The organism is Fibrobacter sp. HC4 (assembly GCF_023373925.1).
Lineage (GTDB): Bacteria > Fibrobacterota > Fibrobacteria > Fibrobacterales > Fibrobacteraceae > Fibrobacter.
In genome coordinates this window covers 240,199-256,796 of sequence record NZ_JALCZV010000002.1, presented here as the reverse complement: position 1 = coordinate 256,796, position 16,598 = coordinate 240,199, and the positions used below count along the sequence as shown (strand labels likewise).

At 44.8% G+C, this 16,598-nt stretch carries 15 protein-coding genes and 1 pseudogene; 6 read left to right on the top strand and 10 right to left on the bottom strand.

The features are described 5' to 3' along the window. Positions 1–248 (bottom strand): transposase family protein (locus tag MMG03_RS02370; RefSeq protein WP_249505554.1); only part of this gene is annotated, 248 nt, incomplete at its 3' end. Positions 249–615: 367 nt separating this feature from the next. On the opposite strand from MMG03_RS02370, the gene MMG03_RS02365 reads away from it, so the two are divergent. The 4 genes from MMG03_RS02365 (at position 616) to MMG03_RS02350 (ending at position 5,286) form a co-directional block, all read left to right on the top strand. Beyond that, positions 616–2,013 (top strand): hypothetical protein, encoded by a 1,398-nt coding sequence (locus MMG03_RS02365; protein WP_249505553.1) that lies wholly within the window; start codon positions 616–618, stop codon positions 2,011–2,013. Between the two features lie 239 nt (positions 2,014–2,252). Next, positions 2,253–3,611, top strand: coding sequence for a response regulator transcription factor (locus MMG03_RS02360; RefSeq protein WP_249505552.1), 1,359 nt, complete (start codon positions 2,253–2,255; stop codon positions 3,609–3,611). Positions 3,612–3,693: 82 nt separating this feature from the next. Beyond that, positions 3,694–4,809, top strand: a complete 1,116-nt coding sequence (locus tag MMG03_RS02355; RefSeq protein ID WP_249505551.1) for a hypothetical protein — start codon at positions 3,694–3,696, stop codon at positions 4,807–4,809. A gap of 132 nt (positions 4,810–4,941) precedes the next feature. Next, entirely contained in the window at positions 4,942–5,286 is a 345-nt protein-coding gene (locus MMG03_RS02350) for a hypothetical protein (protein ID WP_249269265.1), read from the top strand. Between the two features lie 547 nt (positions 5,287–5,833). Here MMG03_RS02350 and istB read toward each other — a convergent pair. Together istB and istA are read right to left on the bottom strand one after the other, a co-directional pair. Next, positions 5,834–6,610 carry an IS21-like element helper ATPase IstB gene (istB, locus tag MMG03_RS02345; protein WP_249505550.1) on the bottom strand — a complete coding sequence of 259 codons (777 nt, stop codon included), beginning with the start codon at positions 6,608–6,610 and terminating at the stop codon, positions 5,834–5,836. Next, complete coding sequence (gene istA / locus MMG03_RS02340; RefSeq protein WP_249505549.1) at positions 6,607–8,136, bottom strand: IS21 family transposase; 1,530 nt, start codon at positions 8,134–8,136, stop codon at positions 6,607–6,609. Before istA ends, istB begins: the two co-directional genes overlap by 4 nt. Before the next feature lie 204 nt (positions 8,137–8,340). On the opposite strand from istA, the gene MMG03_RS02335 reads away from it, so the two are divergent. Both MMG03_RS02335 and MMG03_RS02330 read left to right on the top strand, forming a co-directional pair. Further along, the gene (locus MMG03_RS02335) at positions 8,341–8,637 is read left to right on the top strand and encodes a hypothetical protein (protein ID WP_249505548.1); all 297 of its coding nucleotides are present in this window, start codon (positions 8,341–8,343) and stop codon (positions 8,635–8,637) included. Continuing rightward, positions 8,573–8,854 carry a DUF1016 N-terminal domain-containing protein gene (locus tag MMG03_RS02330; protein WP_346348698.1) on the top strand — a complete coding sequence of 94 codons (282 nt, stop codon included), beginning with the start codon at positions 8,573–8,575 and terminating at the stop codon, positions 8,852–8,854. The genes MMG03_RS02335 and MMG03_RS02330 overlap by 65 nt, the downstream gene beginning before the upstream one ends. Before the next feature lie 1,404 nt (positions 8,855–10,258). On the opposite strand, the pseudogene MMG03_RS16020 reads toward MMG03_RS02330, so the two are convergent. The 7 genes and pseudogenes from MMG03_RS16020 to MMG03_RS02295 all read right to left on the bottom strand — a co-directional run. Continuing rightward, positions 10,259–10,717, bottom strand: a pseudogene (locus tag MMG03_RS16020) (DUF4157 domain-containing protein); the annotation flags it as partial. Between the two features lie 30 nt (positions 10,718–10,747). Next, the gene (locus MMG03_RS02320; RefSeq protein WP_249505545.1) at positions 10,748–11,608 is read right to left on the bottom strand and encodes a hypothetical protein; all 861 of its coding nucleotides are present in this window, start codon (positions 11,606–11,608) and stop codon (positions 10,748–10,750) included. A 96-nt stretch (positions 11,609–11,704) separates the two neighbouring features. Next, on the bottom strand, positions 11,705–11,920 hold the full coding sequence (locus tag MMG03_RS02315) for a hypothetical protein (protein WP_249505544.1): 216 nt from the start codon (positions 11,918–11,920) through the stop codon (positions 11,705–11,707). Positions 11,921–12,030: 110 nt separating this feature from the next. Next, positions 12,031–12,753: a hypothetical protein gene (locus MMG03_RS02310; protein ID WP_073284233.1), complete on the bottom strand. Its 723-nt coding sequence runs from the start codon at positions 12,751–12,753 to the stop codon at positions 12,031–12,033. 82 nt (positions 12,754–12,835) lie between these two features. Continuing rightward, the gene (locus MMG03_RS02305; protein ID WP_073284230.1) at positions 12,836–13,045 is read right to left on the bottom strand and encodes a hypothetical protein; all 210 of its coding nucleotides are present in this window, start codon (positions 13,043–13,045) and stop codon (positions 12,836–12,838) included. Beyond that, complete coding sequence (locus MMG03_RS02300) at positions 13,042–15,267, bottom strand: hypothetical protein (protein ID WP_249505543.1); 2,226 nt, start codon at positions 15,265–15,267, stop codon at positions 13,042–13,044. Before MMG03_RS02300 ends, MMG03_RS02305 begins: the two co-directional genes overlap by 4 nt. Then, entirely contained in the window at positions 15,264–16,598 is a 1,335-nt protein-coding gene (locus tag MMG03_RS02295; RefSeq protein WP_249505542.1) for an ATP-binding protein, read from the bottom strand. The genes MMG03_RS02300 and MMG03_RS02295 overlap by 4 nt, the downstream gene beginning before the upstream one ends.

Genomic DNA, 16,598 nt, shown 5'->3' with positions numbered 1-16,598 from the left:
CACTTCCTGCACTTCACCCTGTAGGTGTCCATCTTGATGAAGCCCATTTTCGTGCCGAGATCGAGCGTCCGCCATACCCTCTGTTCCCGGCCGTTGTCGTAGAGTTTCCCTTTTCGCCCGCAACAGCCGCACCTGCTGGCGTTGCCCTTGGTGAGTCTTACCGTGATGGTGACCGTGGTATCGGTTTGTTCCTGCTTGACGACTGAACAGCCGTTGACATTGAAGATGGATTTGTATAATTTTGACATGGGCTTTTTCTTCTGTTTTTTTTGGCGATTAAATTTTAGAAAATAGCCCATTTTTTGTTTAATTTAGGCGAAAGTCAACAAAAAAGGGTGGCGAAGCCACCCACACATGTTGATGAAGAGCCAAAAAATTTTTGAAAATACAAAATACACGATAAACAAAACAATCCATAAAAATATTTTTTTCAAAACAAAGTCCGTATTTTTATACAAAATCTTATATTTTCGCAAGAAGATTCGTTAGACGAAAAAATCGGTTAGGAAGATTCTATTCATAAACTAACGAAAGACCTTCTCGTACCTCATTACAGTACGATTATTTAACGTACCGTTTCTTAACCAAAGAAATGGTCTTTGGAGTATATTCCCAATGAATAAAAAAATACTGGCTTCAGCACTTCTGGCGGCAACAATGAGTTTCGCCTCCAACAATCTCCGCGTAGATTTCTACGGTTCGCAGGGTGCACAATGCGAATACGCACCTAGATTTCAAATCTACAACTACCTTCCAACAACCAATTGGACTTTAAAGCTTTACGCTTATTTCTCAAGCAACGATGGTTCCGACCCAACCAAGGATTTTAAACTCAACGTTGACTTCCCTGCTCAAATTGAAAAAGTTAATGGTAACGTATACCGAGTCGTCATTAATTACGGTTGGTATCCTATCGGTGATTTGCAGACAAAAGATTTCGGCAACCCCTTCTCCATCAAGCCGTCATCTTCAAATCGCTGCTACCAGCCCTATACCCGAAACAACTATCCTTACGACATAGTCCTTGAAAGCAGCAATGGAGGATACCTTTCCAACAGCAAGCACCCCACACTCAACAACAGAATCGGTTTGCTGGTAGACAAGGATTACGTCTGTCCCGGCTTTAACGGCAAGAAGAATTACATTCATATTGATGCCGAAGACACAAATCCCGCCACAAAAATCAGTAGCGGTTCAAAAAACCCGAAAGGCGTTGTAATTGACGACAAGAAGAATCCCGAATTCTACTATTGCCCTCTTCGTGTCAGCAACATGTCCTTATACCAGGCCACATACGATTACATCGTTTTGAAGCTTGACGACGAATGTCCTAGCGGATCCTACGAATTCGTTAGATATCACGATACCGAAGATGACACCCCCAGCAATAAAGTATACGGATTCATGGAACCCAGCGTAATCCAAAAAGACGCCAAGATGTATTATTGCTTCGTACCGGCAGCTACCAAGAACGGCAGAAGCTATCCTTTCGCAAGCACCTACGGTATCTTCGCAAATCCCACGGCATCATCTAATATATCCAAGAGCACCCTGCATGTTGATGACGAAGACACCCGTAACAACAACTCCTGGAATTTCTTCAACCTGAGCGATGATTACATCAGCCGCATCAAGAACATCATTTCAGGATCGGCAGATACCGACTACCGAATCGCATGGATGACAGGATCCTCAGCAACTAAGGAAGCCGCTTCTGAAGCAAAGCCCGTGGTTGCCGAAAACATGGTCAACGCCCCCATTGCAGCACCTTCTGGAGTCGCAATCAAGGGTATAAGCCGTACTGCCATGAATGTAGAACTGCTCTCCGAAGGCAAGGTCGAAATCAACCTTATCGGTGTTGACGGCCATTCTTACGCCAGCATCACCACCGAAAACCTCCAGCCGGGTTCCCACAGCATCAACTGGAATTCCGCAAAGGTTCCGGCAGGTCGTTATATCATGTCTGTCAAGCAGAACGGTATCGCCAGCGGCAAGAGCATTATCCTGAAATAGGAAAACTCTTATCGCACACAAAAAGCCAGGCGTCTCGTCTGGCTTTCCTTTTTTAAAGGTTCACTGCAACGAGCACACTCGCGTCGTCATACATTAGTTATACATTTGTCATACAACGTACTAGTTAAGCATTTTATTTAAAATATGCAAAAAATTATTTTCACAACAAAACAAAAATTTTACGCATAAATTCTATTACTTTCTACAAAAAAACATACATTTTGGCTAAATTTTGCCTCATGTTTGGAAAATCAAAAAAAGAGGAATTATCATCCCGGCAACTTGAAGTCTTAAATCTGCTGCGAAGGGGATTAACAAACGGGGAAATTTGCCGTACTCTGAACATTTCAGAAAATACGGTAAAAACCCATCTAGCGAACATCTACAAGATTCTTGATGTAACTAACAGGACTGAAGCCGCATCGATTGATTTGACAGAAGAGAACTTTAGCCAGCGTCAATCTTCTCAATCGCCAAACAAGAGAGAGATTGTCGTAGCCTTTGAAAAAAATTCCATTCTCGAAAGCACTCCCCTAGCCTACAGCGTCGTCTGCGCAACGATCGAGGCGCTGCACCAATACCATATTTTCAAAATACAGGTCGTTCCTCCTGAACAAATTAACAACGGCACGGATTACCAGATTAAACTTACAGCTACTCATGGTTCCGGCGACTCTCTATTCATCACTCTTTACCAAGATGAATCCTCAACCTTGCTTTGGTCCAATCTTCAAAAGATCAAGTCAGAAGACGAGATCAAACTTTTCGCAGCCCGCATCGCCATACAGATTTTCCGCAACATGACCATTTCGGCAGCGTCCAAGTACGCCGAAAATTCGGATCTAAAATCCGATTGGTGGTACGCTTCCAGCTTCGCAAACGTAATGATGGAAAATCGCAACAGGGACGAATTTTCGAAATGCGAATCAAGTCTGCAATCCATTCTCGACTCCCAGAAAGGAAACGGTTATCTCGCATACACTCTAGCCAACGTCTATTACACAGCCATCATCGAAAACTGGGTTGACGCGACAATTTACACGTCCAAAATCGGGGCGTTGGCCTGCGAGGCCATGCGGAACACACCCTATTCCGCCTATTCGCAGTTCATGATGGCCCTCTACAACATCCTAATAGGCAACAAGAGCGACGCCATAGCCTATTTCGAGCAAATCCTGGAAGCAAATCCTCAGGACGTCATGGCACGAAGATACCTGACGCAAATCTTCCTGCTGGTAGGCAAGCAAAAAGAAGCCCTGAAGCTTTTAGACGAAAACAGTCTCTACATTCCCGATGTAAATCAGCAACCATTCCAACTTATCGCCAAATCCTTTATCTACCTGCTACAGGACGAATACGAGAAATGCGAACTCATTTCTCAGCAGGTCTTGATGATCCACCCCGAGACTCCATTCGCCCGCCTCTTCATGATCGCCTGCAACAATAAGAAGGGCAACTTGAAAGAAAGCCACAAGCATGTGCAAAAACTCAGGGAATACCACCCTAATTTCAAGAAAAACGACGTAAAGGAATTCCTGAAAGGCGTTACTGAAGAGCAGCAGGAATGCTTTATTAGCCTATTGTGGAATCTAGACTAATGCTAAAAATCACCCATTTGAGTGATGGACGAATCATACTACCAGGGGTTATCTTTGAAACATCAGCAAAGGAAACCTAAAAATGGAAGAGAACAGCAAAAAGATTGACACCTACCTAAAAAAAATCACCGGCAAGAAGCCCGACGATTATTATACTAAGATAATTCCTCTGGAAGACCTACGCCCCGGCGACATTTTGGCATTCAGTGGCGAGGGAGAAGAATCCCTTATCACCAAGTTGATCCTCTGTTTCACCAACTCCTGGGTTTCTCACGGAGCATTATTCTATCAGCATGGGCCCGTTGAAGCCCTAACTGACGCGGGATCCACCGGAATCCAGGGTCATAAGGTAACCAGTAATCCCGAAGATCGCGTTGCTTATGTCAGTCGCCTGATCAAGACTTCTAAAATTGGCAACAAGAGCAGTTTCTATTCCGATAAGGAAATGGCCCCCGTTCTTGCAGCCGCCAAGGGATACGTGGAACAGGACCTCCCCTACCCCTACGCCGACTTGGTATTCCTGGCCCTAATCCTCCTTTACAAGGACCATTCCCAGGCAGGGATCAAGCAATCCATCATCATCGCACTTCTCAGATGCCTTGCCGCTGAATTAAAAAAACTGTTAGACGATAAATATCGACACAATTACACCATGGTCTGTTCGTCCCTGGTTTACCAGTGCTATTTGGATGCCTCAAAGAAGAATCGCAAATTTAAGCTGAAACTGACAAAGGACGCCGATTTGAGTTGCCGCACCTCCAAGAAGGGACTGCTCAACCAAAACCGCAGAAAGGCCAACACACTCCTCGACCTGTACGCAGAACATGCCGCAGAATACGATTTCAAGACAGAGGCATTCCACCAGGCCATCAACGACGCCGAACCGATTTCCAATATTGAAGACCTGGCCAAGGAAATCTTTGAAAGCGACCGCAGCAACCGCGTCATGATGCTAAAGGGAAACGCACTCAGCAGCGCCATCGAGAATTTGCTGAAAACGCTCATGGAAGTACTTGGATTCACATTCTCTTCAATCAAGGATATGATCAAGAACGCAAGAGAAATGCAAGCGATGTTCGTCACCCCCAATGACCTATGCTTCAACATTGAAAATGTCAAAAAAATCGGCAAGGTCCACCTGAATCGTGCAGATGAAAACCTGCCCCACGAACAGTTGACCGATTTTAGCAAGATCTAGGTCCAAACCCCAATAAAGAAACTACACCTCAAAAAATATAGGGGGTGCGCAAGCATCCCCTATTCCGAAAAACACCCCATGGGAATGTCTACACATTCCTAGTTAAAAAACACGCCTAAGAAGGAGAATAAAATGGCAAAAATCAAGCACATCAAGGCAATCACGCTGAAGAATTCTGGTGCATTCGTTGTTAGAATGCGAATCAACTGGAATGACCCGGAATCCGACAACAGTTCGGGAGTGTACGAACCCTCCGGCTACCACGACATTTGCGCAGCCGGGGAAAGGACAATCAACCTCTCCGAAACCGGCATCCCCGAAGGAGCCAACGTCCGTCTGCACGCAGATGTCGTCTTGGGCAAGGATAAGGAAGGTGGCGAGCAGTTCCGATACACAAGTGACGCCTCGATGATAGCCCACTACACCATTAGCGGCACAACGCTCATCAACGACTTGAAACTAGATGACGTAAAGTAAAGCCATAAAAAAGAAGGAGAAAAAGAAACTCATTCGCGAAAGCGGATGAGTTTTTCACATTCAGTCAATGTATAAACAGTGTAAGACGGCATATATACAAACACACACAAAAAGTCATTCCAACCAGATACTTTAGTCCAATTTTCACAAAAAAGGAACCCACCGTCATCGCCTTAGTTTATTTGCCTGGCGACAGGAACCCTATGGGGAGGCCGGCCCCAGATGATCAACGTAGAGCTCTCGATATTATGTCAAAAATGACATATATTTAATGAGTCCAAAACATAAACCTTTGGCATGGTTGATATCCCAACCAAAATCTCCGCCGTTGTCTCAAAAAGCCAGAATTGAAACAGGATACTTACTTCGCTTGTTACAATCAGGTTTACCTTTGTCAATGCCGCAAAGTCGACCGATGTCATCCATTGGCATTCGTTGTCAAGAACTGCGAATTAACGACGAAGATGATTATTCCGGAGCGGCGGAGCCGCCAGTCCGGAGAAGTGAGAGCCACTAGTCCGGTCTGACGGAGCCACCTGTTTTAGGGTTATTGTGCTTCAGAAGGGTTCAGCCCATACACTTCTCGCATGGATTTGTCAACGGACTTGTCGACGTACTCGATGTTTATCTTGTAGGAGTCGAAGGATATCCGGTCCATTATAGCATCCGCAAGCGTACTTTCACCTTCGCATATCTGGTCATACCAGTCCTTCTCCTCGAACTGCGAACAGAATATGGTCGAAGACTTCCTGCGTCTCTTGTGGATTACCTCCAGGAGCAACCTCGCCTCATTTTCCCGCAACTTGAACAGAAGCCATTCATCGATGATCAGGAGCGTGGGCTTGGTGTATTTCTGCAGGGCGTTTTCAAGCGTACGCCGATCCTCCGCGGCCGACAGGTCTATCAGAAGGTCGGGCAACCTCGTGAACTTTACGGAGTAGAACCGCTTGCAAGCCTCCATCCCGAAGGCACATGCGAGATATGTCTTCCCGCTGCCTGTTGCTCCAGTGATGAAGATGTTCCTGTATTGCGAGATGTACTCGCAGCTGGCCAGTTTCTGGATGAGAGCCTTGTTCAGCTTGCGTCCGGAGTGATAGTCCAGCGCGGCTATGCTGGCGTCATTCTGTTCCAGTTCGGCTCTCTTTACCAGGCGCTCCAGGGCGTGGCTCTTGCGGCTGGCGTATTCGGCATCGACCAGCATGCCGAAGCGCTCCTCGAAGGGGATTCCCGCCATGTTCGGGTCCTTTTGCTGGTTGACGAACATGTCCGACATGGTGGTCATGCGCATTTCTATCAGCTTGTCGATTGTACTGCTGTTGTTCACTTGCTTCCTCCGTAGTTTCTCGCTCCGCGAGTGATTCCTCGACGAGACTCTTTTTCCCCGTCAGGTTTTGCCTGCTGCCTGTCACTTCCGCCCAGCAGCAGATCCCGGATATTCTTGTAGCTTGGTCTGCTTGTGTATCGTAGAACCCTCTCACAGGCCCACTCAAGCATGGCGTTGCCGTGACGCTTGCCAAGCTTCAGCACCCCCATGCAGGACCTGTAGGACTGCTGTTCAGCGTAGCTTCCCGACAGCAGGGCGTTTATCACGGCGGCTGTATTTTCACCCACCCCGGTGGCCCAGCGGCGGAACCGTTCTCCGTCCCATTCCAGGTATCCCTGGTGGCTATGGGATTTTACCGTGGAGTATTGGCTCGGCCTTCCGTGAAGCCTTGCGTGGCTGGCGATCCGTTCATGCTCGTAATACACCTCCACAGTGGAGTCGGTCAACCGTGACTCCACCTGCTTTTTTATATACTGATAGGGGACGGAGTAGTACATGCCATCCAGGACGATGTGGTAGTTGAACTGGACGGTGGATGTCTTCCATTCCGCAATCTCGAAGGGTGTGGCGGGCAGGGGCCTTAGCTGCGGACGCTCCTCGTTCTCGAAGATCTCCTGCCTGCTGCATTCCTTCTTCTGGAAGGGCCTCGCATTGAACTGGTCGAGACGGTTCCTTATGGCAGCATTGAGTTCCGCAAGCGAGAAGAACTCCTCGTTACGGAGGGCTGCTGTTATCCATGAGGATATCTTGCCCACGTTCCCCTCTACGCTGGCCTTGTCCTTCGGGTGCCTCACCCTTGCCGGGACTACCGCCGTGCCATAGTGTTCCGCCATCTCGCCATAGGTCCGGTTCAGAGCGGCCGTGTACCAGTCGCTTCGCGCGTGATTCACTGCCGTAGTGCAGTTGTCAGGAACGAGCATCGTCGTCACCCCTCCGAAGAACTCGTACATGTGCACATGCGCCCTGATCCAGTTTCTGGTCTTTTCGTCAAGGAACGCCTCCACGTAGGTGTACTGGCTGTACGGAAGCGTGGCGACGAACAGGTAGGCGTTCAGGAGTTCTCCTGTGTCGGGATCTATTATGTGGGCCGGATCGCCCGCCCAGTCCACTTCCACCATTTCTGCTGGACGGCGAGGGATGTGCATGGTTGCCCTGCGTTTTTGTTCCTCCTGCTGGATGTAGTAACAGAACTGGGAATACATCAGCGGTTCCCGGTTGCATAGCCTGCAGCTCTCGCAGTATTCCGTCCACAGGAGTTTCTTGGTGACCCCGTTGCGCATCAGCTCCTTGCGGATATATTCGAAGTCTATGGTATGGGCTGGCTCCGACGTTTTCCGATTCGGGAAGAGACGATTCTCTATCGTCGCGTCGTCCATCTGTTCGGCCGTTTTCCAGTCAATATTGTTCGCCGAAGCTGCCTGGGCGACGCGCTTCACTGTATTGCGGGATACCCCCGCATTCCTTGCGATATTTCGCTCGCTGAAGCCAAGGTGCTTCAGTCGGAGTATTTCGCGATATTTGGTCATGAGACCTCCATGTAAAAAGTCCGCGGCATCATTGTCGTGGACATTCGCATTATAGAGTTTTCATGACATTTTGTGGATGGCTCTCATCCTCCGGAAGGGTAGCTCCGTATTTTCCGGAAAAGTGGCTCTCTAGTACCGGACTGGTGGCTCAAAGTACGCCGGAATAATCATTTCAAAATTGATTTTTTGAAAAAAGGCGGCTCTATGGCAAGCAAAAAAGCTACACAACTCAGTTTATCTGTGCTCTCTGATGACATTCTTGCAGATGTAACACAAATTGTCCAATATACTAGGGTATTTGCAAGTGCTAAGGTGAATCTTGCTTTGCTTCAACGTAATTGGTTTCTTGGTCGAAGGATTGCTCTGGAAGAAATGCAAGGCAAATCTTTATTGCTTTGTTCAATTTTATACGCTTTTTCCAAAGATTTTCCACGCAGTGAGTGGAAAATCTCAGATGGGTTTGCTTTCTTGGACTCACTACAGAACGTTGCTGCGTGTTGAGGATGAATCTGCTCGAGAATGGTATGCTCAAGAAGCGTTTTCCCAGGCTTGGAGTTCACGAACTTTGGATAGGAATATTTCTACGCAATATTATTATCGTATGCTGGCCTCCCAGAAGAAGTCAAAAACTTTTTCAAGCGAAGTACATGGCGTACATGCCAACTCCGGAGGTTTTGAAAAAAGAAATCGAAAAACAGAAAGAAATTTTTTGGCTTGATGAAAGGAAAATGAGTCTTTCTGATATGCGAGCGGAATATTCGTGCCGTAACGCCTGAGGATAGTCGCCATGGAGAATCGTGTGTCTAAAACTGAAAAATTCCATTTCCTTGGCCATGTTCAATCTCTCAAATAAACGGAATTCTGCGGTTTTCCCGTTATCAATTCAGCTTCCCACGTTCGTCATCTGGCCTTGTTCCTTGTACGGGAGCATGGAATAGCGCACGGCTTTGAGCTCCGGGTTATCCTTCAGCATCTGGGAGAGCGAATTGGCGCGCACGTTGCCGTAGGCCTTGAATCACGAAATCAGGATTGAGCCGGGAATCTGCACAAAAAGTGCGGTTTTTTGCTTTTTTCGGCAGGCAAAAATGTGGGATGACGCATTTTTCTGACATTTGATGAAAAAGGGAGGCAGTTTTTGGGGTGTTTTCACTGAGCGAGTTGACATTTTCACTGATTGGGTTTACAAGTCGTTCTCGGTATCACGGGTTGGGTTAACGTTTCAAAAAAAAATTTTCGCTTTACACTACACAGGTCTTTTCCCCAAATTCATAATCTCAACAATTTCCGCTTTGCCACTTTCAACATCGTCCCACAACAACTTGGCATAAAAAGAAAATTGCTTCGCAGTTTTTGGCAGCAAATTCTCACCACGTTTCTCCGATTTTATTGGAGCAGTATCCGGGTTCTTATTCGGTCTTTTTGCATTACAAGTTTCACCATTAGAATTCACCTTGAATTTTACTAAAAAGCCAGAATATGTACAAGCTTGCGCAAAATCGCCCGCTCTTCCAGTCCTTTTCAACAAAGCTTTATTTTGAAGTTCCTCATACGTCATTGTTCTGTATACATAATAATACCCATTTTTACCCGAACAATTTATCAGCGGATTATCCTTTTTATCTCTATACATTTCATCAAAGTCGGCAAAAGAATCAGTTGGATTTATAGCAGCGTCAATCCGACCTTTCAGCAAAGTTATAAATTCTTCATCGAATTTTGAATCTAATTTTCTATCATTGAATTCTAATTCGCCTTCATAAATATAATACAAAGCCATTTTCGCAAGTTTTTCAGCAGAATAATTATATTTAAGATTTATTTGTTTTGATATTCGAACAACAGCATCCACAATATTATTAAACGAGCCAACATAATAAGGTACATTACCAATAAATATTCCATTTTCATACCCTCCATCTACTTCAACAGGTTTATAGACAATTCCATTTTGATCAGAATAGCAATCAATAGACGAATTTGGATGGCTCACTCTTTTTTTCTCCAAATCTTTGAGTCCACTACTGTCAAGAGCTTTTCCTTGATAAATAAGCTTTCTTTGAAGAATAAAACAAGTATTGCTTACTGGCAATACTTGTTTTGCCCCCACCATCCTCTGCGTTACCGCCTTCTCCCCCATGACATCGGCTTCATGTTCCAGCGCGGCGTTGTCGTTCACGGGCATGCCGCCGATGTTTGTGGTGGGTGTTACGCGGCCGGCCATTTGCTGGGTCACGTGCCAGGCTTCGTGCGGGAGGGTGTGTTCCTGGCCGGGGGCCACATGGATGTCGGTGCCCTGGGTGTAGGCGAGCGCCTGCACGGTCGCGGGTTTTGGGCTGTTGTAATGCACACGCACATTGTCAAGCGAATAGCCGGAGAGGCTTTCCACGCCGTTCTTCAAGTCGTCAGGGAGGCCCGTGTTGTTCGGGCGAGGCGGATTTTCCGCGCGCTGCACTGCGGCATTCGCGAGGGAGGCATGACGCTGCAAAGTCGCAGATTGCGACGAAGAATCAACGACAGAATCGGCAGTGTTCGCCGAGGCTTTTTGTATGGTTTCGTTCTTTTGTGCGTATGAGGTTTGCATTGTTATTCCTCTTTTTTTTAATTTCTGGTACTACTTTCTAAAGCCGTATTTTCCGGGTCTCGCTTCGTAAATTTCGCCACAGCACGGGCCGCAAAGTTCCCAATAAAGCGTTACCACATTTTCATCGTAAAGGAGTCCGTTTGCAAGACCTGCAAATGTTTCCGCCACAAATTCCGCCTGGGTCTTCGTGCCTGCATAGTCGCTCACGAGCGGTGCCGTTTCAAACGACTTTTTGTCCGTCGCGGCGGCCGTCGTTTTTTGGCGGAAAAAAGTCGGTGACGATTTTTCGTGCAAGATGTGTCCGAGTTCGTGCATCATTGTCGTTGCCCCGAATTTCACGGGGTCTCCGTTAGAAAGCTGGTTTGCCACAAGGTTGTACTGGTTCAATCCGAGCGTAGGCCCTGCATGCAACAAGTTCGCAATGGACTGCGGCTTGATACTTATCTTCCCTGAGCCAAAATTAAAGGACTGCTGGTAAGTAAACACATTCGATACGTAAACTTCCAATCCATCCGGCACGAGAATCGACATTTCCATCAACTGGTTCACCCAGAGTTGGGCCATTTTACTGTAATCGCCCCAATCAGGGACATCAGTCCCTATCCTGAGGAAAATCCGACGATGGTCTCCATTTTTGTACACCACATCGTACGAAAGCGAAACAGCCTCCGTGAAACGCGCCTTCTGCTCGTCAAAAACGTCTGAATCCTGTTGCTCTACGTCAGCATTCGATGTCAATGGGCCATCAAATTCACGCTGTACTACGCCATTCGTCAAATCGGCCTTGCGCTGGAGGCTTTCACTTTGCGGGGAATTGTCCAGCACAGCAGCCGCGGTGTTGTCGGCGGCACGCTGCGCTGTTTCGTTCTTTTGTGCGTATGTGGTTTGCATTGTGGTTTTTCTCCTGTTATGATTCACCTGGGGTCCCGGATCAGGTCCGGGATGACGTAAAAAGGTGAGTGACGTTCACTATTCACTATTCACTATTCACTGTTCCAGTTCTTCGGGGGCGGCTTCGCGCTGGATGGACTTGCCCTGCACGGGTTCTTCCTCTTCTTCGCCCATTCGCTGGATGGCGCCGTCGGCGAGGTCGGCTTTTCGTTGCAGGCTTTGCGCTTGCGCAGAATTATCCCGTACGGATTCAGCGGTGTTCGCCGAAGCAATTTGTACAGTATCGTTCTTTTGTGCGTATGTGTTTTGCATAAGGAGCTCTTTTTCGTTTATTTATCGCGTATCGCAGTAGTTCCGTTGTTAGCAGCACTCTATGCAGTTTCATTTTTTATAGAATATGAGCATTGTATACTTCTCTCCTACTATTCTTTATGAGGCATCATTATATTTTCTGTCTGTTCAAGTTTCTTTAAAAATTTCTGAATCGTCTCTTCTGTAGTATCAGCCATTGTCAAGCGATCCGTATTGAGAAATCGTTCCTTGTAAAGGGAGTCTGAAATACTTCTTTGGCGTCCACGACTATTTACGATAAACAATTGCCTTTGCTTATTGTTAAAAATATCAATGTAAGAAACATTAAGCAGATAAGCAACTCGAAGATTTCTGAACGACATTTTACCAGAATCCAGTCCCATACCCTGAATTTTGTCATTTACTTTTTTAAAGAATTTATTCAATTCGGATTCATGACACTTTATAAAACCATTTTCATCATCAGAAAGGCATGTTGCATACTTTTTTGATCCTTGAAACAAAAAAGTTGCTGATTTCATTGAAGTCAAGGACTGGTCATGCACAAATCCCTCAAAAAAAGTCAGCATAGGTTTTACTTCTACAAAGTTTAGACCTCGGTATTCTTTTTCGATCTTGACATTCAAGGTATCATTCTTTATGAACGATGTTATTATAGGTTGAGCACTACGTTCTTCATTTGCAAAAGACCTTTTTGATATTTCATTCGAATTAATGGCGGCATAGCACGAAAATACAGCCGTAACGGCACCACATAAAGTAATCAAAAAATTTATAAAGTAATTAAACCGATTCCATTTAATTGATACGAAGTCATAAAATTTTGATTTCATTTTTTATCCTAGTTATTTTTTTTCAACATTTTTTACGGTCTTTTGAGAAAACATCGTTTTAACAATTCATTTTCCCAAAAATCTACACCGCAGAATTCTTTATCAAGTCTTTTAAATAATCTAAAGCCTTCACATTTCCTGTTCCTGCAAATATATTACATGCTTCTTTCAAGTCTACAAGTCCTTGAGACGTTTTTGTCATTTCATGCAACTGGCTCATGGCAAAATCCTTAGTATGCTCATCAATAAAGTCCTGCGCAACTACTGATGCAAAAATGCAGGCTAGATTCATTTTTTCCTCCTAGGAAAATCAGCAGAACGGTACACCTGCAACAAGGCTATAGCGATTACCGTAAGAATGATGATTACAAAACTCCCCCACTGCCCCACTTTACCTACATAATCCATAATGACAGGATCGAAATTGGTGAGAATCAGCGAGGTAAAAAGGGGCGGAATCGCCACTAGAGCCACCAACAAGGCTAAACGTCGGCTAAAATAGTCATTAACCCTACAGATGGCAAAGTAACTAATCAACAGCAAGAAAACTAGGCCATACACGATTGAATTCAGTAAGCGGAAAGCCCAGCGATGTGTACAGAAAAATGCAGCAAAACCACTCTGACGTTTGTGAGCACCATCCTCTTTTTCAAAATTTTCTAGCAAAATGTCGCTCAATCGGCTTTCCATATGGGCAGAATCATTCAAAAGTCCAAAGGGAGCGATTCCCAGGGAATAATAGGCATCATTATAGAACGAAGCATCGTCAGTCAATTGTTCCCACTGCTGATAATCTAGCCATAACATTGGAACTACAGCGTGAAGCACTTCTCGCCGCATATCATTTTTCAGTTGCTGATTCAGGTCACGGTAAATCACCAGTTTACTGCGAGACACTGGTTCATCGCTGAGTACAATCAAATAATTTTTTTGAGTTCCATTGAAATTAGATTTCATCAGTTTTCCAAAAAACTCATAGCTATAGATTCCCTTTTGAGGGGGCACATAGTTGGAGTCTACAGACACATTCTTCTCTTCACCCAAATCAAGCAGATTCATCATCAAGTTGACCATGGCATAGGGATTTTCGCGATTCAATTTGTTCTGCAGGGAGTCAAAGTAATCCTTGAAAATTCTTGTATTTACAGAATCCGTGGGATAATTCTGGAACCAAAGGGAAACTCCATCTCCGCGAAAACCGCCATCACGACCATCAATAGCAAGACAACTCACAAACTGCTGGAACAGGGAATTGACTCTGGTATTTACCAAGGAATCCACCTGTTTGACCAAGTTTCTAAAGAAATCCTGCATTTTGTCCGCATCATGTGAAAGTTCTCCCCACTGGCTCTTTTTAATAATCCAGTCCACCTTTACATTATGCTTGTGAGCCTCATTTACAAAATCACTATAGCCATCCTTATTAAAGAAACTTAGAGATTTCGTGCCAGAAGGCATCTGCAAAACGCCTTTATCGGAAGCCGATATTCCATAGTAGGCAATGCGAGTAATCCCCGAAAAATCGAGCGTATCTCCCCCTTCCTTTGCAAGCCAATAAGGATAAACCGCATATACATTTCCATTTAAATCCTTGTACTGACTGCAGCCACATCCATCTGTTTTCCAAACTACCGGGATTTCATCATTAAAGGAATTGATTTTCTGATAATTGGCCTCTACGGTTTTCTGAAGAAGACTAACATACAGCGAATCAACCAAGTCAAACGAAAAATTCCAGCGGTCATCGGAACAACGATTAGAAATAAAACGACGTTTTAATGTGCGATACCTAAAGCAATCTTTATAGATTCCTACAGTATCCTTATTCATATTTTCACGGAACTTCTTAAAAACGTCCATGCTCGGTTCAACGGAACCAAAGCACATCGATTGAATAGATTCCCTAAATTTGCTCTTGTATTTTAATCTAAATAAATCCTCGACTTCATTCTCCTCCCAAGACACACTTGAAATTTTATCGTAAGGGCCATTCCCTTCATAGCATACCCCTAAAGAAGCTGCCAAGAGGCTCAAGGCATACCTCCGCATCATTACGGAATCTGCAAAAACAATTCCCTGCAAGTCATGCAAAAAACGAGAAACCGCTTTGGAGTAAGAATCTGTTGCAACATGCTTACGAATGAAATTCTTTATGGTATTGATATTCTTTCCATCAAGCCACACAAAATCCACTATGGAATCATCAGGGGTAAGGCCAACGGTTTTACGATGTTTGAGACTCTTGTTTCCCAAGGCAAAATTATTGAGAATTGGATGAAACCGAGGGAACTTCGCCAAGGAAGTTCGCAAAGCTTTATCCAGTTCAAATCGGTCCATGTAGTAGATTCCCTGCTGACGATCCAAGGAATCAAAGGCCTCTAAGGTATCGTTGGCATTAGGAAGCTTATCGTATTCCATTACCAGAGAATCGGGAACGACGAAATATTCCATTTCGTTTGTAGAGGCTATTACAGTGCCCACAAATAGCAAAACATATATAAACCAATTTCTCATAAAGCTTTTCCTTCTTTCTGTAATTCCTTAGAAAGGCCTTCTTGAATGTCACACTTATTTATGATTTTTCGATTATCCATTAGAGCCGAAAGAGCGGCATAGCGGGCTACATTGGTCAGGGCACCGCCGGCCAGTTCATATTTTTCAGCAAATTCCTTAAAGATTTCTTCCCTATTTTCAACTTGAGTCTTTTCAAAAATATTATTCCATAAGATTAGACGTTCAGCAGGTTCCGGCATGGGGAAAAACACGGAACTTTGGAATCTTCGAGAAAACGCCTCATCTATATTTGATTTCAAGTTGCTAGCCAAAATTACAATACCCGGAAAATCCTCTACACGTTGCAGCAGGTATGAAATTTCCTGGTTAGCAGCACGGTCATTGGAATTGCTAGCCTGAGTTCGAGTTCCAAATAAGGAGTCAGCTTCATCAAAGAATAAAATCCATTTACGGCTTTCTGCTTGATCAAAAATGTTAGAAAGGTTCTTTTCTGTTTCACCAATATACTTGGAAACGACCTGGGAGAGATCAACTCGATAAACATCCATCCCGACCCTTTTACCAATCAATGTCGCCGTCAAGGTTTTTCCAGTTCCCGGAGGACCATAGAACAAAACTCGATAACCACGCTTAAGATTTTTACGCAAGCCAAAACCATCCAAAATTTCATCGGAATGGTTAATCCAGGTAATCAGTTGGTCTATTTCATAACGGGTTACGTCTCCAAGAACAAGGTCTTCCCATTGTAAACGGGATGTAATCAGTTTCGCGGGGAAATGGATACTGTAATCAGGTTTATTTTGCACCCCCGTCGTTAAAAATTCCAAATATTCCGAAGATATACGCAATGCAGCCGAATTCTTGGGTTCTCCCGGTTCACCATATTCCAATTGAAGTATACGGTTCGCTGTCAATTTATGATCAGTTTCGAAAAAACGCATCAATTGGATTCTTCGTTCCAGATTATCTCCAGCCAAAAGAAACAAAGCCGTTTCACAAGTGGGCAAAAAACCTGAATGGCTCTTGCTATGCCAGCCACCAAATTCAGTATAGGGACGCCCCAATACTTTATTGTTCAAGAAAAATGAGTCTAAAGCCTGGGGGCAAAAATGCGGAAGTAATGAAAGCACAAGAATGAACCTTTCTTCAAAATTCAGTTCATTCTGCAACACCAGCTGAGCATAAGGAGAATCATCATCCAGTTCTGGAGGCAATATAGCCTGCACCTGAATCATTTTACGTTCATCAGCAGCAGCAGAAAAATACTGTTCAAAGCGAGCATCAATAATCTGGCGACACCAACAAATTTCCTTATCTAGAACGGCACTCAT

Excerpts from the sequence above, each read along its gene's own strand:
- MMG03_RS02365 (WP_249505553.1), top strand. The coding sequence starts at position 616 with ATGAATAAAAAAATACTGGCTTCAGCACTTCTGGCGGCAACAATGAGT.
- MMG03_RS02360 (WP_249505552.1), top strand. The coding sequence starts at position 2,253 with ATGTTTGGAAAATCAAAAAAAGAGGAATTATCATCCCGGCAACTTGAA.
- MMG03_RS02355 (WP_249505551.1), top strand. The coding sequence starts at position 3,694 with ATGGAAGAGAACAGCAAAAAGATTGACACCTACCTAAAAAAAATCACC.
- MMG03_RS02350 (WP_249269265.1), top strand. The coding sequence starts at position 4,942 with ATGGCAAAAATCAAGCACATCAAGGCAATCACGCTGAAGAATTCTGGT.
- istA (WP_249505549.1), bottom strand. The coding sequence starts at position 8,136 with ATGACCAAATATCGCGAAATACTCCGACTGAAGCACCTTGGCTTCAGC.
- MMG03_RS02335 (WP_249505548.1), top strand. The coding sequence starts at position 8,341 with ATGGCAAGCAAAAAAGCTACACAACTCAGTTTATCTGTGCTCTCTGAT.
- MMG03_RS02320 (WP_249505545.1), bottom strand. The coding sequence starts at position 11,608 with ATGCAAACCACATACGCACAAAAGAACGAAACAGCGCAGCGTGCCGCC.
- MMG03_RS02315 (WP_249505544.1), bottom strand. The coding sequence starts at position 11,920 with ATGCAAAACACATACGCACAAAAGAACGATACTGTACAAATTGCTTCG.
- MMG03_RS02310 (WP_073284233.1), bottom strand. The coding sequence starts at position 12,753 with ATGAAATCAAAATTTTATGACTTCGTATCAATTAAATGGAATCGGTTT.
- MMG03_RS02305 (WP_073284230.1), bottom strand. The coding sequence starts at position 13,045 with ATGAATCTAGCCTGCATTTTTGCATCAGTAGTTGCGCAGGACTTTATT.
- MMG03_RS02300 (WP_249505543.1), bottom strand. The coding sequence starts at position 15,267 with ATGAGAAATTGGTTTATATATGTTTTGCTATTTGTGGGCACTGTAATA.
- MMG03_RS02295 (WP_249505542.1), bottom strand. The coding sequence starts at position 16,598 with ATGAGTGCCGTTCTAGATAAGGAAATTTGTTGGTGTCGCCAGATTATT.